General features: G+C 76.1%; 14 protein-coding genes. 4 read left to right on the top strand and 10 right to left on the bottom strand.

Annotated features, from left to right (window positions below; translation table 11 throughout):
• Positions 1 to 140: 140 nt before the first annotated feature.
• Genes ACIGXE_RS34440 through ACIGXE_RS34420 form a run of 5 tightly spaced genes read right to left on the bottom strand, consistent with a single transcriptional unit; the run spans position 141 to position 8618 of the window.
• Entirely contained in the window at positions 141 to 4880 is a 4740-nt protein-coding gene (locus ACIGXE_RS34440; protein ID WP_399753842.1) for a hypothetical protein, read from the bottom strand.
• Positions 4881 to 4937: 57 nt separating this feature from the next.
• A complete protein-coding gene (locus ACIGXE_RS34435; RefSeq protein WP_399753840.1) occupies positions 4938 to 5834 on the bottom strand; it encodes a hypothetical protein in 897 nt (298 codons plus the stop codon).
• Positions 5831 to 6343, bottom strand: coding sequence for a hypothetical protein (locus ACIGXE_RS34430; protein WP_399753838.1), 513 nt, complete (start codon positions 6341 to 6343; stop codon positions 5831 to 5833). The genes ACIGXE_RS34435 and ACIGXE_RS34430 overlap by 4 nt, the downstream gene beginning before the upstream one ends.
• Positions 6340 to 7866, bottom strand: coding sequence for a hypothetical protein (locus ACIGXE_RS34425; protein WP_399753836.1), 1527 nt, complete (start codon positions 7864 to 7866; stop codon positions 6340 to 6342). The genes ACIGXE_RS34430 and ACIGXE_RS34425 overlap by 4 nt, the downstream gene beginning before the upstream one ends.
• A 59-nt stretch (positions 7867 to 7925) precedes the next feature.
• Positions 7926 to 8618 carry a GntR family transcriptional regulator gene (locus ACIGXE_RS34420; RefSeq protein WP_399753834.1) on the bottom strand — a complete coding sequence of 231 codons (693 nt, stop codon included), beginning with the start codon at positions 8616 to 8618 and terminating at the stop codon, positions 7926 to 7928.
• Positions 8619 to 8792: 174 nt separating this feature from the next.
• Here ACIGXE_RS34420 and ACIGXE_RS34415 point away from each other — a divergent pair, with 174 nt between their 5' ends.
• From ACIGXE_RS34415 to ACIGXE_RS34400, 4 genes are all read left to right on the top strand, one after another.
• Positions 8793 to 10073, top strand: coding sequence for an MFS transporter (locus ACIGXE_RS34415; protein ID WP_399753832.1), 1281 nt, complete (start codon positions 8793 to 8795; stop codon positions 10071 to 10073).
• A 99-nt stretch (positions 10074 to 10172) separates the two neighbouring features.
• Positions 10173 to 10952, top strand: coding sequence for a LamB/YcsF family protein (locus tag ACIGXE_RS34410; protein WP_399753830.1), 780 nt, complete (start codon positions 10173 to 10175; stop codon positions 10950 to 10952).
• Entirely contained in the window at positions 10949 to 11575 is a 627-nt protein-coding gene (locus tag ACIGXE_RS34405; RefSeq protein ID WP_399753828.1) for an allophanate hydrolase subunit 1, read from the top strand. Before ACIGXE_RS34410 ends, ACIGXE_RS34405 begins: the two co-directional genes overlap by 4 nt.
• On the top strand, positions 11572 to 12435 hold the full coding sequence (locus ACIGXE_RS34400; protein ID WP_399753826.1) for a biotin-dependent carboxyltransferase family protein: 864 nt from the start codon (positions 11572 to 11574) through the stop codon (positions 12433 to 12435). The genes ACIGXE_RS34405 and ACIGXE_RS34400 overlap by 4 nt, the downstream gene beginning before the upstream one ends.
• A gap of 23 nt (positions 12436 to 12458) precedes the next feature.
• Here the strand turns inward: ACIGXE_RS34400 and ACIGXE_RS34395 are convergent, their stop codons facing one another.
• The 5 genes from ACIGXE_RS34395 to ACIGXE_RS34375 all read right to left on the bottom strand — a co-directional run bounded on the left by ACIGXE_RS34395 (position 12459) and on the right by ACIGXE_RS34375 (position 20319).
• Positions 12459 to 12878 (bottom strand): hypothetical protein, encoded by a 420-nt coding sequence (locus ACIGXE_RS34395; protein WP_399753824.1) that lies wholly within the window; start codon positions 12876 to 12878, stop codon positions 12459 to 12461.
• Positions 12879 to 12993: 115 nt separating this feature from the next.
• Entirely contained in the window at positions 12994 to 16602 is a 3609-nt protein-coding gene (locus tag ACIGXE_RS34390; protein WP_399753822.1) for a hydantoinase B/oxoprolinase family protein, read from the bottom strand.
• Positions 16599 to 17459, bottom strand: coding sequence for an SGNH/GDSL hydrolase family protein (locus ACIGXE_RS34385; RefSeq protein ID WP_399753875.1), 861 nt, complete (start codon positions 17457 to 17459; stop codon positions 16599 to 16601). The genes ACIGXE_RS34390 and ACIGXE_RS34385 overlap by 4 nt, the downstream gene beginning before the upstream one ends.
• A gap of 398 nt (positions 17460 to 17857) precedes the next feature.
• On the bottom strand, positions 17858 to 19012 hold the full coding sequence (locus ACIGXE_RS34380) for a glycosyltransferase (protein WP_399753874.1): 1155 nt from the start codon (positions 19010 to 19012) through the stop codon (positions 17858 to 17860).
• Between the two features lie 179 nt (positions 19013 to 19191).
• Positions 19192 to 20319, bottom strand: a complete 1128-nt coding sequence (locus tag ACIGXE_RS34375) for a glycosyltransferase family 4 protein (RefSeq protein ID WP_399753820.1) — start codon at positions 20317 to 20319, stop codon at positions 19192 to 19194.
• Between the last annotated feature and the right edge of the window lie 206 nt (positions 20320 to 20525).

Here is a 20525-nt window from a genome sequence, read left to right as displayed (position 1 = left end):
AGAAGCCCGGGGTGCACGGGTGGCCGGCCCGGGAGGCGGCCGGCGCGTTCGTCCCTATGGGGGGGGGCCCGGTCCCCCCGGGGGGACCGGGCCCACGCCCTTCGTCATGCCTCGTTCCTCGGCGGACGTCTCCGCCGCCGTCACTCCGCGGCGGTCGCCCCCGCCGCCGCCTCGACGGGCGTGCGGCGGAACATGCGCGTCGCCGTGATCTCCCCGTGGATCGTCTCGCCCTCCGCGCTCGGCTGCGGCAGGCCCGGGCGCAGGTGCTCCTCCACGCTGATGTACTTCAGACCCGCCCGGAGGTCGGCGTCGTTGCGCAGCCGGATGACCAGCGGGAACTCGGCGAGCGCGGTCGTGTCGAACAGACCCGTGGTGTACAGCAGCTGGACGCCCAGCGCGTCCGAGACGGCCCGCTGGAGCTCCAGCAGGTAGGTGGCGTTGGCGCGGCCGATCGGGTTGTCGAGGAACAGCGTGCCCGCGTGGCGGTGCTTGTCGCGGCCCCGGTCGTTGGAGCGCAGCGCGGCCATCGTGCAGTAGAGGGCGATGGCGGCGGTGAGCAGCTGGCCGCCGGAGAAGACGTCGCCCATCTGTCCGACCGGGACCCGCTCGGCGCGCAGCACCGCGTCCGGCTTGAGGATCTCCACGGCGACGCCCTTCGGTTCGAGGGCGGCCTGGACACCGCGGAGCAGCAGGGACATGCCGTCCCGGCGCAGGTCGGAGTTCTTCCGCACGGCTGCGCGGGTCGCCTCGTCGATGACCTCGCCGAGCCGCTCGGTCAGCGTGGCCTGGTCCGGCTCCTCGAAGCGGATGCGCAGGAACTCCTGACCGGACCACTCCCCCAGGTCCTCGGGCAGCCGCGAGAGCCGCTGGGCCGAGCGCAGGGTGGCGAGCGCGGACTCCACGAGGCCGCGCAGCCGGTCCACGATCGAGTCGCGGTTGCGCTCCAGCTGCGCCAGCTCGTCGGTGAGCACGCGCAGCCGCGGCGCGAACGCCTCGGCCCACTTGGCGGCGTGCTCCGGCAGGGCCGCGGCGGGCAGTTCTCGGATCTGCTGCCGGGCCGGGGTGCGCACCTGCTCGAAGCGGGTCGCGTTGGCGTGCCGTACGAGGATGTCGCCGGCCTCGCGTACGGCTGCGTCGGCGGCCGACAGTTCGGCGGCGCAGGCGCGCAGCGAACGCCGGGCCTCCGCGGCCGAGTTCCGGGCCTCGGCCAGCGGGCCGGGGTACGGCTCGGGCTGCTCCTGCTCCTCGTCCGCGTGGTCCCGGAGCAGGTCGCGCAGGAGGGCCGCGGCCTCCTCGAAGCCGCCGGCGGCGTCCTCGGCGGCCCGGTGGGCCTGCAGCAGCCCGGCGTGGGCGGCCCGCGCCGCCTCCAGGGCGTCGGTGCGGGAGGCGAGTTCGCCGGTGGCGGTACGGAGCAGGGCCTGCGCGTGCTCGGCGTCGGCCGGGATCAGCTCCTCGGGGAGCTCGGTGTGCTCCTCGCCGTCCTCGGGGGCGAGCCGCTCGGCCTCGCCGCGGAGCCGGCCCAGCTTCTCGCTCGCCTCGGAGGCGCGCGACTCCAGCTTCTGGACCAGGGCCTCGGCACGGGCGGCGGCGGCCTGGCGGGACGGGCCGTCGGCGCCGTCGGTGGACTCCAGGAGCTGCTCGGCGCGGGTGCGGACCTTGTTGGTGAGCCGGTCGAGCTCGGCGAGCGCGGCGGACTCGTCGCTCTCGGCCCGGGCCTGCTCGGCGCGCAGGTCGGCGCCGACGCCGACCTTCTCGTACACCTGGGAGGCGGCCCGGTAGGCCTCGCGGAGGGTGGGAAGCGCGGCGCGCGGCGCGTCGGGGTCCTCCTCCGGGAGGTTCTCGGGGGCGCCGGCGATCTCGGCGCGCTCCGCGCGCAGCGCGCGGGCGGTGCGGTGGGCGTCGTCGGCGGCGCGCTGGGCGGCGCGGCGGTCCTCGTCGGCGGCCCGGGCGCGCTCCAGGCAGGTCTGGGCGCGGGCCTCGGACTCGGCGGCGTCGTCGGCGAGTTCGCGCAGCTTGGCCTGCCAGGCGGAGCGCTCGCGCAGCCGGAAGGCGAGGCCTGCGAGGGCGTCGGCGGCGCGGCGGGCGCGCTGGGCGGCCTCCTGGCGCTCGTCGCGCACCCGGACGGCGTCGGCGGCGGCCTCGTCGGCCTCGGCCCGTACCGTACGGGCCTCGGTGAGGGCGGTGACCGCGGCCTCGGCGGCGGTGCGCGCGGAGGCGGCGACGGCGGCGAGTTCGGTGAGCATGCCGGGCGGGCAGTCGGCGCGCCAGGCGCCGATCCGGGCGGCGAGGGAGCGGTCGCCGGTGAGCCGGGCGGCGAGGGTGCGGATCTCCTCGTCGCGGACGGCGGCGCGGGCGCGCAGCGCCTGACGCTCCTCGTCGGCGGCGTGCTCGTCGTGCATGGCCGGGTTCGGCGGGACGAGGAAGACGTCCGTGTCCTGGCCGGTCCCGGCCGCGGGCACCGGCGCGAGCAGGGCGGCGGCGGTGCCGACGGCCACGGTGGAGCGGGGCAGCAGGGCGGCGCCGCCGAGCACCTCGCGGGCGCGGGTGTACGAGACGGGGTCGGTGATCACGACGCCGTCGACCAGCTCGGGGCGGGCGGCGAGGACGGCGGCGTGGTCGGCCGGGTCGACGGCCTGGGCGAGGTAGCGCCAGCCGGGGAGGGCCGGGATGCCGTGCTCGCCCAGGTACTCGACGGTGGCGAGCACGTCGGGTCCCGGCGGCAGCAGGCCGCCGTCGCCGAGGGCGCCGAGGATCCGGTTGTCGTCGGCCGCCGCGGTGCGCAGGTCGAAGAGCTGGCGTTCGGCGGAGGCGATGGACCGGTCGAGCAGCCCGCGCAGTTCGTCGGCGTAGCGGTCGAAGTCGGTGACGGTGAGGGGGCCCTGGGGGGTGCCGGTGCCGGCCGGGTCGGAGCCGGGACCGAAGGCGGCGCCGGGGGCGTCCGCCTCCACTCCGTCGGCGGCGCCGGGGCGGCGGCCGGTGCCGGCGGCGTCGCCCGAGGCGCCGGAGCGCTGACCGGGCAGCGGGGCGGTCGGGGCGCTGGGCAGCGAGAGCAGTTCGGCCAGGCGCGGATCGGCGGCGAGCGACTCGGCGGCGCGGCGCTCGGCCTCGTAGGCGTGCTCGGCGGCGTCGGCGGCGTCGGAGGCGCGGGCGGCGGCCAGTTCGGCGCGGGACTCGGCGGCGGCGGCCTCGCGGGCGCGCTCGGTGGCCGTACGGGCCACTTCGCGGGCCGCGTCCCAGGCGGCGACCGTGGTCTTCTCGGCGTCCGCCGCGGCGAGCGCGGCGCGGGCCGGGTCGGCGTCGGGGGCGGAGTCGTCGAGCCAGCCGGCCCGGACGGCCTCGGCCGTCTCCTGCTCGACCTCGGCGAGCCGCTGCCGCAGGTGGCCGGCCTCGCTGCGGGCACGCTGGGCGTCGGTCGCGGCGGCGGTGGCGTCGCGGTGGGCGGCCTCGCCGACCTCCTGGAGGGCGGCGGAGCGCTCCTCCTCCTCGGCGGCGTGCCGTTCGCCCTCCTCGGCGGCGGCGGCCAGGGCCCGTACGAGGTCGGCGGCGGCCTTGGCGCGGGCGGCGAGCGCCGGGGCGGCGTCCCGCTCGGCCTCGCGGATGGCGGCGGCGACCCGCGCGGAGCGGTCGCTCGCGGCGCGGTGGCGGAGCACGGACTCGGCGGCCTGCCAGGCGGCGTGCAGGGTACGGGCGTCGGTGAGCTCACGCCGCTGGGCGGCGGCGCCCTTCTCGGCCGCGGTCAGGGCCAGCGAGGCGTGCCGGAAGGCGAGTTCGGCGGCGATGAGGGCGCTGCGGCCGCGGGCGGTCTCGGCGTCGGCGACGGCGTGGGAGGCGTGGGTGACCTGCTGGGCCAGCTCGGCGGCGCGGCCGCGCTCCTCGGCGGCGCGGGCGGAGAGCCGGCGGGCGAGGGTGCGGGTGCGGCGCTCGGCTCCGGCGTGCACGTCCCGGGCCCGGGCGCGGGTGTCGGCGGCCTCGACGATGCGGGTGAGCAGGTCGACGGAGCCGGCGGTGAAGTCGCGTTCGGCGGTGAGCTCGGCGCGGCGGCCGAGCTTGTTGCCGAAGCCGCTGACCAGGTCGGCGAGGCCGTCGGTGTCGCGGGTGTCGGTGACGGCACGCAGCAGCAGGTCGGTGAAGTCGGAGTCCTTCTTGACCGCGAAGAGACCGGCGGCCTCGCCCTCGTCGGCGTTCATCTCCCGCTGGTACCGGAAGAGTTCGGGGTCGAGCCCGAGGTCGCCGAGGTGCTCGTTCCAGCGGTCGTGGATCTCCTCCCAGTAGACCTCCAGGTGCGGGTAGGCCTTGCCGGCCTCGGTCAGGGCGTCGCGGAAGCCCTTCATCGTGCGGCGGCGGCCGGTGGCGCCGGAGGCGCCCTCGACGGGCGGGCGGACGGAGGTGGCCTCGGCGACCGGCAGGTTGTCGAGGCTGAGCCCGGGGCCGGGCCGGAAGGAGTACCAGGCCTCGGCGAACTTCCGGGGGTCGTTGGAGACCTGGCGGCCGCGCCACTCGCTGGCCTTGCCGACGACGACGAGTTCACCGGTGAGGGTGTGCTGCCACTCCAGGGCGACGTGGCCGCAGTCGTCGGCGAGCAGGAACTTGCGGAGCACGCCGGAGCTGGCGCCGCCGAGGGTGTTGCGGTGGCCCGGGAGCATGACCGAGAAGATCAGCTTGAGCAGGACGGACTTGCCGCCGCCGTTCTCCAGGAAGAGCACGCCGGCGGGGGCGGGGCGGCGCGGCGGACCGACCGGCTCCTCCTCGAAGAACTCCGCCTGGGTGGGAGCGGGGTGCGGCACGGGCGCGCCGACTCCGCGCAGGTCCAGGACGGTGTCGGCGTAGCGGGCACCGGCCGGACCGATGGAGTAGAGGCGGACCCGGGACAGCTCGTACATGCGGCGGACTCTCGTCGTGTCGTTCGTGGATCGGGCGGCGTGGAGCGGGCGTCGTGATCAGGCGTGGAAGGGCAGGCCGGCGTCGGCGGCGATCTCCAGGTCGTCGCCCTCGGGCGGCGGCAGGAGGGTCGCGGAGCCGTCGCTGACGGGTACGACGCCCAGTTCGAGGAGCTCGGCCAGGGCCGCGCTGCCGGCCATGTCGCGGACCTGGAGCTGGTAGCGGGCGGTGGTGCGGTAGGAGCCGCCGGACTCGTCGCCGGTGCGCTGCAGGAAGCCGGAGTCGGTGAGGAAGGCGACGGCCTTGCCGACGATGCCGGTGGTGGAGCCGGCCAGGCGGCGGGCGTCCTTGGTGGCGCCGGTGGCGCTGCGGCGGGCGTAGATCCGCCAGGCGGCCTCCAGGCCGGGGGCGTCGGTGGCCGGGTCGGTGTTCTCGCCCTGCTGCTCGGCGCGCTCTTCCAGGCGGCGGCAGGCCTGGCGGACGAAGGCGTCGACGCCGTTGACCGTGAGCCGGCCGATGTAGCCGTCGTCGGCGAGGTCCTCGGGGCGGGGGAAGGCCATCGCGGCCACGGCCAGGTGGGCCAGGCCGTGCAGGAAGCGGTCGGCGGAGTCGGTGGAGGCCCGGCGGGCGTAGTCGCCCATCCGGACGGCGAAGACGGAGTCCTCGCCGGCGGTGACGGCCATGCCGGCGCGCGGGGAGACCTCCAGGACGACGAGGCCGAGGCCGGTGGCGACGGCGTCGGCGAGGCGCGCGAAGGCGGGGTCCTCGCGGTAGCGGCGGAGCAGCTCGGCGTACTCGGCGTCACGGGCGGGCAGCAGCTTGGGCTGGAGCCCGAAGGAGACCAGCCGGGCGGCGTCGGCCGCGTCGGCGGGCGTCACGGCGCCGCTCGCGGCCGGCGTCTGCGGGGCCTCCGGCTCGCTCCACGCGTCGGTGTGCTCGACGTGGTGTTCGCTCACGGCTGGGGCTCCTCGGTACGGCGGTTCGGTGACGCGGGTCGGGGCAGGGGGAGGCGGACGGGCGTGACGGTGACGGGCGGCGGCACGGGCGCGGGCTCCGGGGCGCCCCGCCGCTTCCCGCGCGGCAGGGGCACGGGCCGGACGAACGGCCGCGGTGCGGGCTCCGCCACGGGTCCGCCGGCCAGGGGCACCGCCCGCACCCGAGGCCCGTCGGGTCCGGACTCCCGCCCCTCCACCACCGGGCGCGCGACGACGACGTGCGCGACGCGGGGACCGGGGGCCCGCTCGCCGCCGCTGTGGGGGGCGGTGGCGGGTGCGGGGGCCGGCACGGTGTCGGCCTCGGGGGCTGCCTTGTCGGAGGTCGCGGTGGCGGTATCGACGAATGCCTCGATCGACGCCTCGATGGAGACCTCGGTGGAGGCACCGGTGGCGGTCTCGATGAAGACCTCGATCGAGGCCTCGGTGGAAGCCTCGAGCGAGGCCTCGTCTTCCGTGGACGGGGCGGTCACGTGGCCTCCGTACGGTCGGCGGCCATGCCCACGGCGTCCAGGAGGGCCGTACCGACGATGAGGTCGGCGCCGCCGAACTCCGGGTCGTCGAGGGTCGTGCCGTCGTCGACGGCGAAGAGCAGGCGCTCCTCGCCCTGGCGGTACGCGGTGCCGACCGGCGGGCTCGCGGCGTGGACCGCGAGGAGGGCGACCAGGTACGGCAGGTCCGGGTCGCGGCGGCGGGCGTCGGCGAGGAGGCCGGAGAGGCGGCGCGGGGCGTCGTGCTCCAGGTCTAGCAGCTCCATGGCGCTCGCCAGCTGCTCCTCGCTGAAGCGGCTGTCGTCGGGAGTGGCGATCAGGTCCGGCTCGGGCATCTCCGCGCCGAGGTGCTGGCGCTCCACGGGCGGGGTGAGCAGCAGGTCGACGAGGTCGCCGACGCGGACGGAGGCGGGGGTGCGCAGTCCGGTGCCGTGGGCGAAGAAGGCGTCGGTGACCTTGCCGGCCTGCTCGACGGGGAGCGGCAGGATGGGCGCGACCAGCTGCCCGTACAGGTCGAGACCCGTGTACGCGGTGGGGGCCGCGAAGGCCTGTCGGTCCTGCTCGGCGCGGAACAGCGGGCCGGCCTCCAGGAGGCGGGACTGAAGCTGGGTGTGCCGCCGGATGCAGTCCTTGACGATGTCCACGAGCTCGGCGGCCCGGCGCTTGTGCTCGTGGTCCTCGGCCTCGTCGCGGGCCTTGCGGATGTTGGTGAGGATCGCGTTCTCGTGGCGGTAGCGGTCGGCCACGTGGTCGAGCGCTTCGGCGATCATGTCCGGCACGGCGTTGAGCCAGTCGACCGCCCGGACGTTGCGCCGGGTGGCCTCCAGGGTCCTGCGCAGGGTCTCGGCGTACTGCACGGTCCGGTAGCGGGCCTGCTCGGCCGCGAGCTGCGCGTCGGCCAGGCGGCCCCGGCTGATCAGGACCTCCAGCTTCACCTCGGCGGCGATCTGGGCGCTGGTGACGTCGGTGTCGAGCGCGCCGACCAGCACGTTGACGGCCTCGTCGGTGGTGCGCAGATAGACCCCGCCGCCGTAGCCGGGGACCTCTTCGATGAGTTTGAAGTCGTAGTCGCGCCGCGTGTAGACGCCGTCGGCGCCGAACGTGCCGTAGACGGCGCGGAAGCCGCGGTCGACGCTGCCGACGTTGATCAGGTTCTCCAGGACCCAGCGGGCCACCCGCTCGTGCTCGGCGGCGGGGCGCTCCGGGGCCTGGGCGGCGACGCGGGGCAGCAGGCGGGCGATTATCTGCTCGCTGTCGGCTCCGGTGTCGAAGTCCATGTTGAGGGTGACCAGGTCGATCGCGGCGAGCGCCACCTCGGCCATCGCGTAGACCGAGTACTCGCCCGCCAGGTTCGCCTTGCGCGTGTCCAGGTCGTGCAGCGGGGCGGTGCACGCGAGCGCGCGGAGCCGCCGCGCGAGCCCTTCGTCGGCGGCCGGGCCCTGCGCGGGGCGCGGCCCCGCGCTGAGCTGGGGCGGAGCGAGGTCCGTCGAGGCAGGCGAAGTCACGGTGCACAGATTAGGTCCTCGCACAGACAACGGTCGAAACGGCGCTTATGCGCCCCCGCCTATTCGCCCCCGTCGACCGCCTTCGCGTACGCCTCGCCGATGCGGGAGCGGGAGTCGTCGAGGTAGCGGCCGAGGAGGTGCTCGGCCCGGTCCCGGTCGCCCGCGCGCAGGGCGTCCAGAATCTCCCGGTTTCGCAGGAGATAAGGCTCATGGAGACCGCGCGGGTCGTCCACGATGTGGAAGGCGAGGCGGAGTTCGGCGAGCACGCCGCGCATGAGCTCGTCGGTGCGGGCGCTGCCGGCCAGGGCGACCAGCTCGCGGTGGAAGTGGATGTTGGCGGTCGAGACGCCCTTCCAGTCCTCGCCCGCCGCGGCCCGCTCGCCCTCGGCGACGGCGGCGGCGAGCCCGTCGACGGGGAACGGCGGCTCGCCCAGCCCCCGGACGACGGCGCATTCGACGAGCCGGCGGGTGCGGTAGAGGTCGAGCACGTCGTCGACGGCGAGGACGCGCACGAACACGCCCCGGTTGAGCCGGTGGACGAGCAGCCGCTCGTGGGTGAGCAGCCGGAAAGCCTCGCGGAGGGTGTTGCGGGACACCCCGAGCGCGCCGCCGATGCTGTCCTCGGAGAGGCGGGTCCCGGGCGGGAAGAAGCCCTCGGCGATCCGGGTGCGCAGGATGTCGGCGACCCGTTCCGCCGTGCTCGTGCGGCCCAGCAGGGCGCGGTCGTCCGCGAGTCCGCCGATTGCGTCCATCGTGCCTCGTTCCCTCCGTCGTTCGCGGCCGAGTCAATCGCAGGACCCCCGCCGAGACAAGGACGAGCCTCCGCGAGGCTTGTCGGATCGTTGAACGATCCCTACATTGAACGACACCGCACAGCCCGTCAGCACGTCTCTCCGGCACCCTCCCCTCCCCTCTGCGAGGTGCAGATGAGCACGACCCAGACTCCGCGGCAGTCCCTCGGCGAACGTCCGGACGACACCGGCGCGTTCGCCTGGTTGCGCGCCCTCGGACCGCGTGGCAGGCGCGCCTTCGGCGGCGCCTTCGGCGGCTATGCCCTGGATTCATACGATTTCTTCACGCTGCCGCTGTCGATGGTGGCCATCGCCGCCTTCTTCGGTCTCGACAAGGGACAGACCGGCCTCCTGACCACCGTCACGCTGGTCGTCTCCGCCGTCGGCGGCGCGCTCGCCGGCATCCTGGCCGACCGCATCGGGCGGGTACGGGCCCTGATGATCACGGTCGTCACCTACGCGCTGTTCACCGTGCTGTGCGGCTTCGCGCCGAACTACGAGACGCTGATGCTGTTCCGCGCCCTCCAGGGCCTGGGCTTCGGCGGCGAGTGGGCGGTCGGGGCGATCCTGGTCGCCGAGTACGCCTCGGCCCGGCACCGGGGCCGTACCCTCGGCGGGATCCAGAGCGCGTGGGCCGCCGGCTGGGCGCTCGCCGTGATCGTCTACACGCTCGTCTTCCAGTTCGTCGACGCCGACACGGCGTGGCGGGTCATGTTCTGGACCGGCGCCCTGCCCGCCCTGCTCGTCGTCTACGTGCGCCGCAACGTCGAGGACGCGCCGCGGGCCAGCGAGGTACGGCGCGCGAGCGCCGACCGCGGCTCGTTCACCGCCGTCTTCAAGGGCCCGCTGCTCCGCACCACGCTCTTCGCGGTGCTGCTCTCGACGGGCGTCCAGGGCGGCTACTACACCCTCGCCACCTGGGTGCCGACCTATCTGAAGACCGAGCGCGGGCTGACCGTCGTCGGCACCGGCGGCTACCTCACCTTCCTGATCTCCGGCGCCTTCCTCGGCTACCTGACCGGCGGCTACCTCACCGACCGGCTCGGCCGGAAGAAGAACATCGCGCTCTTCGCGGTCCTGTCCGCCGTCGCCGTCCTCGCGTACACCCACATCCCGGACGGGGCGAACGACCTGCTCCTCGTCCTCGGCTTCCCGCTCGGCTTCTGCATGTCGGCCATCTTCAGCGGCTTCGGCTCCTTCCTCGCCGAGCTGTATCCGACGGCCGTCCGCGGCACCGGGCAGGGCCTCACCTACAACACCGGGCGCGCCGTGGGAGCGCTCTTCCCGACCCTGGTCGGCTACCTCGCGGACGGCTGGGGCGTCGGCGGGGCCCTCGTCTTCGGCGCGGTCGGTTACGGCCTCGCCGTCCTCGCCCTGCTCGGCCTGCCCGAGACCCGCGGGAGGGAGCTCGTATGAACCGCGCGACGGACCCGGCCTCCGCTCCCGACACCCGCCGCGTCCCGGCCTGACCGCGATCGGGCCCCTCTCTCGCGCACGAAGGAAGGAAAACCTCTCATGACCAGGGTCTCGATCGACCTCAACGCCGATCTCGGCGAGGGCTTCGGCCGCTGGACGCTGACCGACGACGAGCAGCTGCTCTCGGTGGTCACCAGCGCCAACGTGGCCTGCGGCTTCCACGCCGGGGACGCGGCGACCATGCGTCGCGTCTGCGAGCTGGCGGCGGAGCGCGGGGTACGGATCGGGGCCCAGGTCTCCTACCGCGACCTGGCCGGCTTCGGCCGGCGCGCCATGGACGTGCCGGCGGCCGAGCTGGCGGCGGAGGTCGCGTACCAGATCGGCGCCCTTGAGGTGTTCGCCCGGGCGGCCGGGGCCCGGGTGGCGTACGTGAAGCCGCACGGCGCGCTCTACAACCGCGTGGTGCGCGACGAGGAACAGGCGGCGGCGGTCGTGGACGGGGTGCTCCTCGCCTCGTCCGGCGGGCCGGGGGCGGGGCTGCCCGTGCTCGGGCTGCCCGGCTCCCGGCTGCACGAGGCCGCCGCGAAGGCCGGACTGCCCGTCGTCGGCGAGGCGTTCGGCGACCGCGCCTACCGGGCCGACGGCACCCTGCTGCCACGGGGGGAGGAGGGTGCCGTGGTGACCGAGCCGGCCGAGGTGGTGGAGCGTTCGGTGTCCCTGGCCCGGTTCGGGGTGGTCGCCGCCCACTGCGGACGGTCGGTCGCGGTGCGGGCCCGCTCGCTGTGCCTGCACGGGGACACGCCCGGCGCCGTGGACCTGGCCCGGCGGGTGCGGGCCGAGCTGGAGTCCACCGGGGTCCGGGTGGAGGCCTTCGCATGAGGGCGCGCAGGGTGCTCCGGGTCGGCGAACGCGGCCTGCTCGTCGAGCTGGAGAGCGGGGAGGCCACGGAGGCCTTCCACGCCGAGCTGCTGCGCCGCCGCGCGGAGGGCGCGCTGCCCGCCCTACGGGAGATCGTGCCGGCGGCGCGGACCGTGCTCCTGGAGGGGGTGGCCGCTCCGGACCGGCTGGCGTCCGAGCTGCGTTCCTGGGACGTGCCCGCGCGCCACGCGCGCGTGGCGGCGTCCGTGACGGTGCCGGTGCGCTACGACGGACCGGACCTGGCCGAGGTCGCCGCCCTGTGGGGGGTGTCGGTCGAGGCGGCGGTGCGGATCCACGCGGAGACCGAGTTCCACGTCGCCTTCTGCGGATTTGCGCCGGGCTTCGGCTATCTCACCGGCCTCGGCCCGCGTCACGAGGTGCCGCGCCGGGCCACTCCGCGCACGGCGGTCCCGGCCGGGTCCGTCGCGCTCGCCGGGCCTTACACGGGGGTGTATCCGCGCTCCTCGCCGGGCGGTTGGCAGCTGATCGGGTCGACGGACGCGGTGCTCTGGGACACCGCCCGGGAACCCGCCGCACTGCTCTCCCCCGGCACCCGCGTGCGTTTCACGGTGGCGGGCCGATGACCGACCGTGCCTTCGCCGTCGTACGGGCCGGGGCGCTCACGACCGTGCAGGACCAGGGGCGCGCGGGGCACGCGCACCTGGGGGTGCCGCGCTCGGGGGCGCTCGACCCGGTCGCCGTACGGCTCGTCAACCGGCTGCTCGGCAACGCGGAGGGCGCGGCCGTCCTGGAGACCACGCTCGACGGATGCGCGGTGCGGCCGCGGTGCGCGGTGACCGTCGTCGTGGGCGGAGCGCCGTGCCCGGTCCTGGTCGACGGCCGGCCCGCCGCCTGGGGCACGCCCGTCCGGGTCGGGGCGGGGCAACTCCTGGAGGTGGGGGCGGCGGTGCGCGGCCTGCGCTCGTACGTCGGGTTCGGCGGCGGCGTCGCCGTCGACCCGGTGCTCGGCAGCCGTTCCACCGACCTGCTGTCCGGGCTCGGCCCGGCACCGCTGGTGGACGGGGCGGTGCTGCCGCTGGGAGCGGCCGCGGCCGTACGGGGGTCGGTCGACGCTCCCCCGTGGCCGGGCCCGCCGGACGAACTCGTCCTGCGGGTCCGGCTCGGGCCGCGTGACGACTGGTTCACGCCCGCCGCGCTGCGGGCGCTCGGCACGCGCGCGTGGCGGGTGTCCCCGGCGGCCAACCGCATCGGCCTGCGCACCGAGGGACCGGCCCTCGAGCGGGCCGTCGGCGGCGAACTGCCCAGCGAGGGCATGCCCTTGGGCGCGGTGCAGGTGCCGCCGGACGGGCGTCCGGTGGTGTTCCTCGCCGACCATCCGACGACCGGCGGCTATCCGGTGGTGGCCGTCGTGCGGGAGGCCGACCTGGCGGCCGCGGCGCAGGCGGTGCCGGGGACGGTGGTGCGCTTCGTGCCGTACCGCTGACGCGGCACCGCGCACGGCGTCCGTCAGACGGTGAACTGGCGGCTGGCGCACGCCTCGAAGGGTCCGGTGGCGCCGTTGCGTACGCAGACCCGGAGGGTGTAGGTGCCGGCCGGGATCACGCCCGGGAGCCAGGTGTCGTCGTCGTTGCAGGTGCCGGAGCCGTGCTCGGCGTCCACGTAGGAGTAGTAGGCCCGGTCCGAGGTCCGCCAGATCTCGGCGGTGGCGCGCCGGCTGTCCGGAGTCCCGTAGTCGCACACCGCGAGGAAGGTCACGTCGTGGGTGCCGGTGTCGAGGGAGACCGTTCCGATGCCGTAGCCGCCGCGGGCCGAGTTGCCGGACCTCAGGCTGACCGAGGCGGCGTGGGCGCTGCCGGCCGTGGCGAGGCCGAGGGCGAGGGCGGCGGCGAGGGTGCCGGCGGTGGTGGCGGTGCGACGCAGGTTCATGGGACTGCTCCTCCGTGGGGCGTCGTCGTGGTGCTCGGTCGGTGCGGGAACCACGCTGCTGCCGCCGGAATCGCAGGTCAACGGCGTCACGCTGTCCGGGACAGTCCCGGACGCCTCACCGCTCCGGGGCCTCCTCGGCCGGCGGGCCGTAGCCCCCGCCGCCGGGCGTGCGGACGACGAGCACGTCACCGGGGCCGACGTCGGTGCTGTCGACACCCTGCAGGTGGTCGACGGTGCCGTCGGCGCGTTCGACGGAGTTGGCGCCGAGCGCGCCCGGGGCGCCGCCCGCCATGCCGTACGGCGGGACCCGGCGGTGGCCGGTGAGCAGGGCGACCGTCATGGGCTCCAGGAAGCGGATCCGGCGCTCGACCCCGCCGCCGCCGGGCCAGCGGCCGCGGCCTCGGCTGTCCTCGCGGACGGCGAAGGAGTCGACGCGGACCGGGTGGCGCCACTCCAGGATCTCGGGGTCGGTGAGCCGGGAGTTGGTCATGTGGGTCTGGACGGCGTCGGCGCCGGCGAAGCCCTCGCCCGCGCCGGAGCCGCTGGCGACGGTCTCGTAGTACTGCACGCGGTCGTTGCCGAAGGTCACGTTGTTCATGGTGCCGGAGCCCTCCGCCTGGACGCCGAGCGCCGCGTAGAGGGCGCCGGTGACGGCCTGGGAGGTCTCGACGTTGCCGGCGACGGTGGCGGCCGGATACGTCGGGGCGAGCATCGAGCCGGCCGGGACGCGGACGTCGAGCGGTTCCAGGCAGCCGCTGTTGAGCGGGATGTCGTCGTCGACGAGGGTGCGGAAGACGTAGAGGACGGCGGCCATGACGACGGAGGTGGGCGCGTTGGTGTTGCCGGGCCGCTGCGGCGAGGTGCCGGTGAAGTCGAGGACGGCGGAGCGCCGTTCGCGGTCGACCCGGACGGCCACCTGGACGACGGCGCCGTCGTCCGTCTCGTAGCGGTAGGAGCCGTCGCGCAGCCGGGCGACGATCCGGCGCACGGACTCCTCGGCGTTGGCGCGGACGTGCCGCATGTAGGCGTGGACGACGTCGAGGCCGAACTCGGCCACGGTCCTGCGGAGTTCCTCGATGCCCTTCTCGTTGGCGGCGATCTGGGCGCGCAGGTCGGCGAGGTTGGTGTCGGGGTCGCGCGAGGGGTGGGGGGCTCCGGTGAGCAGGGCCCGGGTCTCCGCCTCGCGGAGCCGGCCGTCGCGGACGAGCAGCCAGTTGTCGAAGAGGACGCCCTCCTCGTGGACGGTGGCGCTGAAGGCGGGCATGGAGCCGGGGGTGATGCCGCCGATCTCGGCGTGGTGGCCGCGGGAGGCGACGAGGAAGCGCAGGTCGGTGCCGGTGTCGTCGAAGACGGGCGTGACGACGGTGACGTCGGGCAGGTGGGTGCCGCCGTGGTACGGGTCGTTGATGGCGTACACGTCCCCGGGGCGCAGCTCGCCCTCGTTGCGGCGGAGCACCTCCTTGATGGACTCGCCCATGGAGCCGAGGTGGACGGGGATGTGGGGGGCGTTGGCGATGAGGTTGCCGTCGGGGTCGAACAGGGCGCAGGAGAAGTCGAGCCGCTCCTTGATGTTGACGGAGTGGGCGGTGTTCTCCAGGCGGACGCCCATCTGTTCGGCGATCGCCATGAAGAGGTTGTTGAAGACCTCCAGGAGGACCGGGTCGACGTCGGTGCCGGCCGCGGTCCGCGCGGGGCGCGGGGTGACCCGGTGGAGCCGGAGGTGTCCCTCCTCGGTGGCGGTGGCGGCCCAGCCGGGGTCGACGACGGTGGTGGCGTCGGCCTCGGCGAGGATCGCGGGACCGGTGACGGTGTCGCCGGGGCGCAGGTCCTCGCGGCGGTGCAGCGGGGTCGGGACGGGCTCTCCCCCGCTGTACGTCGTGACGGTGGCCCGGGGCGCGAGGTCGCCTTCCCGAGCACCATGGGGGACGGTGACGGGGCCGTGCGCTCCCGCGGTGCCGACGGCCTCGACGGAGACGGCTTCCACGACGACCGGAGCGTCCATGGTGAAGCCGTACCGCGTCCGGTGCGCGTCCGTGAACGCGGTCCTCATCGCTTCGGGCGCCGCGAGCGGCACCGGAAGGCTCGCGTCGGTACCGGCGTACCGCAGCAGCACGCGCGCGTGGGTGGTGATCGCGTCGTCCGGGAGGCCGTCGGCGCGCAGCTCCTCGCGGGTGCGGTCGGCGAGTTCGGCGCAGAGTCCGGTGACGCGCCCGGCGGCGCCGGGGGCGTCGAGCCCGGCCTCGACGGACTGCTCGCGCATGGCGGTGGCATCGGCCAGGCCGATGCCGTACGCGGAGAGGACGCCGGCCAGCGGCGGTACGAGCACGGTGTCGACGCCGAGGGCGTCGGCGACGGCGCACGCGTGCTGGCCGCCGGCGCCGCCGAAGCAGGTCAGGGCGTAACGGGTGACGTCGTGGCCGCGCTGGACGGAGATCTTCTTGACGGCGTTCGCCATGTTGAGGACGGCGATCTCCAGGAACCCGGCGGCGACCTGCTCGGGCGTGCGGTCGCCGCCGATCTCGGCCGCGAGGGCGGTGAAGCGCTCGCGGACGACGTCCGCGTCGAGGGGCTGGTCGCCGTGCTCGCCGAACACGGCGGGGAAGTGGTCCGGCTGGATGCGCCCGAGCATCACGTTGGCGTCGGTGACGGTCAGCGGGCCGCCGCGGCGGTAGCAGGCCGGTCCGGGGACGGCGCCGGCGGAGTCGGGGCCGACGCGGTAGCGCTGCCCGTCGTAGTGGAGGACCGAGCCGCCGCCCGCGGCGACGGTGTGGATGTTCATCATGGGGGCGCGCATCCGGACCCCGGCGACCTGGGTGCCGAGCTCCCGCTCGAAGGAGCCCGCGTAGTGCGACACGTCGGTGGAGGTGCCGCCCATGTCGAAGCCGACGACCCGGTCGTGGCCGGCCTGTTCCGACGTACGGGCCATGCCGACGACGCCGCCCGCGGGCCCGGACAGGACGGCGTCCTTGCCGCGGAAGTGGGCCGCCTCGCGCAGACCGCCGTTGGACTGCATGAACATGAGGCGGATTCCGGCGAGTTCACGCGCCACCTCGTCGACGTACCGGCGCAGGATCGGCGAGAGGTAGGCGTCCACGACGGTGGTGTCCCCCCGCGGGACCAGCTTGATCAGCGGGCTGACCTCGTGGGAGCAGCTGACCTGTGTGAATCCGGCCGCCCGCGCGAGCTCGGCGACCCGGCTCTCGTGGGCGGGGTTGCGGTAGCCGTGCAGGAGGACGACGGCGGCGGAGCGGAGCCCCTCGCGGTGGGCGTCGGCGAGGGCGGTGGCGACGGCGTCCTCGTCGAGCGGGGTGAGGACCTCGCCGTGGGCGTCGAGCCGCTCGGGAACCTCGATCACGCGCGCGTAGACCGCTTCGGGCAGCACGATCCGCCGGTCGAAGATGCGCGGCCGGTTCTGGTACGCGATCCGCAGGGCGTCGCGGAAGCCGGTGGTGATCAGCAGGACGGTGGGTTCGCCGCGCCGTTCCAGGAGGGCGTTGGTGGCGACGGTGGTGCCCATCTTGACGACGGCGATCCGGTCGGCGGGTACGGGATCGTCCGGGCCGAGCCCCAGGAGGAGCCGGATACCGGCGACGGCGGCGTCGTGCGGACGGGCGGGGTCGTGCGAGAGCAGCTTGCGCGTGACGAGCCGCCCGTCCGGGCGCCGGCCCACGACGTCCGTGAAGGTGCCGCCCCGGTCGATCCAGAACTCCCAGCGTCCGGTCATTCCCTCATTGTGGCCGCGAGGGCCCGGGTCAGGGCGTGTTCGGCGCGTGCGTCGAGCCGGGCGCGGCTGCCGGCGGCCGAGTGGCGGACCTCGGCGGCGGCGAGCAGGAGCAGCTGGGGCAGCAGGTCGCCACAGCGGCGCACCACCCAGGCGGTCCCGGCGGTGGCGAGCCACAGCAGGGCGTCGGCGCGGGTCGGCGCCGGCTGCTCGGGGTCCGGGGAAGGGGGCGTGCCGTGGGCGAGGCCCCGGTCCCGGAGGAGCCGGTGGAAGGCGACCGCGAGGGCGCGGTGGCCGCGTTCTCCGGGGTGCAGCCGGTCGGCGCTCCACAGGGACCGGTCGGCCGTCCAGGCGGGGTCGGCGAGGTGGAGGTGGACGGCGCCGTAACGGGTGGACAGGGCGTGCACGACGGCGTTGACGGCCCGCTGCCGCCGGGCCAGCGGCCGCGCGAGCGGCGCGGGCAGCCCGAGCATCCGCCCCGGGTCGGGCAGACAGGCGGTGAGCAGCACGGACCCGGCGGCGGTGAGTTCCGCGCAGACCCGGTCCAGGCGGCGGGCGAACGGCCCGATGGCGAAGGTGCGGCGCAGCGTGTCGTTGACGCCGACGACGACGGAGGCGAGCTGGGGCCGCAGCGCCAGCGCCGCGGGCAGCTGGGTCTCGGCCACGTCCCGGCTCTGCGCGCCGCTGACGGCGAGATTGGTGAACGCGAGCCCTTCGCCACCGGGTCGCAGCCCCTCGGCGAGCAACGCGGCCCACCCCCGCCACCCCTCCCCGACCCGGTCCCCGACCCCCTCACTCAGCGAGTCGCCGAGCACGACGAACCGAACGACGGACGAGGGGGACACGGAGGCGGGACGCATGGCTGGGGCGGGGGTGGCGGGCGGGGCGGGTGGGGCGGCCGAGGCCGGCATGGCGACCGGGCCGGGCGCGGCGGCAAGGGCGGGGTCGGTGGCCGGGGCCGGCTCGGTGGCCGGGGCGGAGGCGACGGCCGGGGCGCGACCGGCAGCCGGGGCGCCGCCGGCAGCTGTGGTGACGGCGGCAGCTGTGGTGACGGCGGCAGGCGCGACAGTGGCCGGGGCGGCGGTGATCGGGGCAGCGGTGGTCGGGGCCGGGGTGTCAGGGGCGGAAGCCGGAACGGCGGCGGAAGCCGTCGCGGTTCCGGCAGCCCTCGCGGCGGCGGACGCCCTCGCGGTCGCGGCAGCGGTCGCGGCGGGCGTCCTGGTGGGCGACGGGGCGGCGAGTCGGGGCCGGCCGGGGGTCATCGGCGGGCCTCCAGGAGTGTGCCGGCGTCGGCGGCCGACGGCGTGGCGTCGTGGGCCGCGAGGAAGGCGGCGGTCGCGCGGGACCAGGAGAAGAGCTCGGCGCGGGCGCGGGCGGTGGCACGGCGCTGGGCCTCGTCCCGGTCGAGGAGGGTGCGTACGGCCCGGGCGAAGGAGCCGGGGTCGTCGGCGGCGCAGGCGCCCGCGTCCGCGACGACCTCGGGGAGCGCGGAAGAGGCGCTGCACACGACGGGCGTGCCGCAGGCGAGCGCTTCGAGGGCCGCGAGGCCGAAGGTCTCCGCGGGCCCCGGCGCCAGGCACGCGTCGGCCGCCGCCTGGAGGTCGGCGAGCGCCTCACGGTCGGCCACATGACCGAGGAAGCGCACCGGGAGCCGCTGGTCCCGCGCGCGCCGCTCCAGGGCGCCCCGCAGCGGCCCGTCCCCGGCCACGACGAGCGCGGCCCGCACCCCGTGGGCGCGCAGCACCGCGAGGGCGTCGAGGGCGGTGCCGGGGCGCTTCTCGACGGAGAGCCGGGAGCACATGACGAGCAGCACCCGCTCGCCGGCCGCGTACCGGGCCCGCAGCACGGTGCTGCGCCGCCCGGGCCGGCAGCGGCTCAGGTCGACGCCCAGCGGGGCCCGTACGACATTGCGCGCCCCGATCCGTACGAACTCCCGCTCGGCCCATTCCGTCGTACACACGATCCTCGAATAGGCCCACGCGGTGCGGCGGTTGAGCCGGTCGGCGGCCCGTCCGGCGAACGCGCCCGGCACCCCCCAGGTGCGCAGCACCCCGTCGGCGGTCTCGTGGGAGACCATCACGGACGGCACCCGGGCCCGGCGCGCCCACTCCCCTGTCCAGCGCAGTGTGGTGCGGTCGGAGACCTCCAGGCGGTCGGGGGCGAGCTCCTCCAGGAGGCGGCGCAGGCCGCGCCGGTCGGCGAGGACGCGGTAGCCCCCGGTGCCGGGGAGTTCGGGGCCGGGCAGGGTGATCACCCGGCCCTGCTCGGTCTCCCGGTCGCTCGCCGCGGCGCCGGGGACGACGAGGACCGGTTCGTGGCCGGCGGCGCGGTAGCCGCGGCCCAGCTGGTCGAGGGCGGTGCGCAGTCCGCCGGAGGTCGGGGTGACGAAGTTGGCGAGCCGGACGATCCGCAGGGGGCCCGTGGGGCCGGCGGTGCCGGCGGTGCCGAGGGTGCCAGCGGTCCCGGCGGTGCCAGCGGCGCCGACAGTGCCAGCCGTCCCGGCGGTGCCAGCGGTGCCGATGGTGCCTCCGGTCCCGGCGGTGCCGGCGGCGCCTCCGACTCCGGCGTTCCCGGCGGTGCCTTCGGTCCCTGTCACGCGGCCACCGCCGTCCGCTCGCGCAGCACCTCGCGGTAGTGGCCGACGAGTTCGTCCCCGACGGCCTGCCAGGTGCGGCGTTCGACGGCCGCCCGTCCCGCCGCGCCGTAAGCGGCCCGCAGGGCGGGCGCGGCCGCCAGGGAGGCGACGGCGTCGCACAGCGCCTCCGGGTCCTCGGGCGGCACGAGGAGCCCGCTGCGGCGGTGCGTGACCAGGTCGAGCGGCCCGCCGGCGGCGGGGGCGATCACGGGGACGCCGCTCGCCATGGCCTCCTGGACGGTCTGGCAGAAGGTCTCGTACGGCCCGGTGTGGGCGAACACGTCGAGCGAGGCGAAGATCCGGGCGAGGTCGGTCCCGGTACGGCGGCCGAGGAAGACGGCCCCGGGCAGCGCGTCCCGCAGGCCCGGCCCGCTGGGTCCGTCGCCGACGACCACGACCCGTACGCCGGGCAGCCGGCACGCCCGGGCGAGCAGGTCGACGCGCTTCTCGGGGGCGAGCCGGCCCACGTAGCCGACGATCGTCTCGCCGCCGGGCGCGAGTTCGCGGCGCAGGCGCTCGTCGCGGAGCTCCGGGCGGAAGCGGTCGGTGTCGACGCCGCGCCGCCAGAGCCGTACGCGTCCGATCCCGTGCGCCTCCAGGTCGCGGACGGCCGCGGTGGACGGCGCGAGGGTGCGGTCGGCGGCGCCGTGCACGGCGCGCAGCCGGCGCCAGGCCGCGGACTCGCCGGCGTTGAGGTAGGTGCGGGCGTATCCGGCGAGGTCGGTCTGGTAGACCGCGACGGCGGGGAGCCCGAGCCGGGTGGCGGCGGTCATGCCGCGCACGCCGAGGACGAAGGGGCTCGCCAGGTGGACGATGTCGGCCCGGTGCGCGGCGATGGCGGCGGCGACCCGCCGGCTGGGCAGGGCGACCCGCACCTGGGGGTAGCCGGGGAGCGGCAGGGAGGGGACGCGGACGACGGGGCAGGGCGCGTCGGCGTCCGGGCTCAGGGCGGCGGCGGGGACCGCGGGGGCCACGACGAGGGGGTGGTGGCCGCGGCGGACGAGGTGGCGGGCGGTCTGCAGGGCGCAGTGCGCCACACCGTTGACGTCGGGCGGGAAGGACTCGGTGACGATGACGACACGCATACCCGTGTTGTCCTCGGACCCGGCGTGTCCCCGTCAAAGTGGATCTGGACACCCGGGGAACGTCCCATGAGCACTTCCCCCGGGCGGCCTGCCCCGCGCTTAGGCAAGAGAGCGGGGGCGGGGGCGCGGGCGGCCAGGTCGGCCGCCCGCACTCACCCACTCACCCGGTCGACCACTCACCCGATCTCGCGATCCGGGCGATCGCC

This window comes from Streptomyces sp. NPDC053431, assembly GCF_044544925.1.
In the GTDB taxonomy this organism is placed as follows: Bacteria; Actinomycetota; Actinomycetes; order Streptomycetales; family Streptomycetaceae; genus Streptomyces.
The sequence above is the reverse complement of the archived record's forward strand: the minus strand, read 5'-3'. Positions and strand labels throughout refer to the sequence as shown.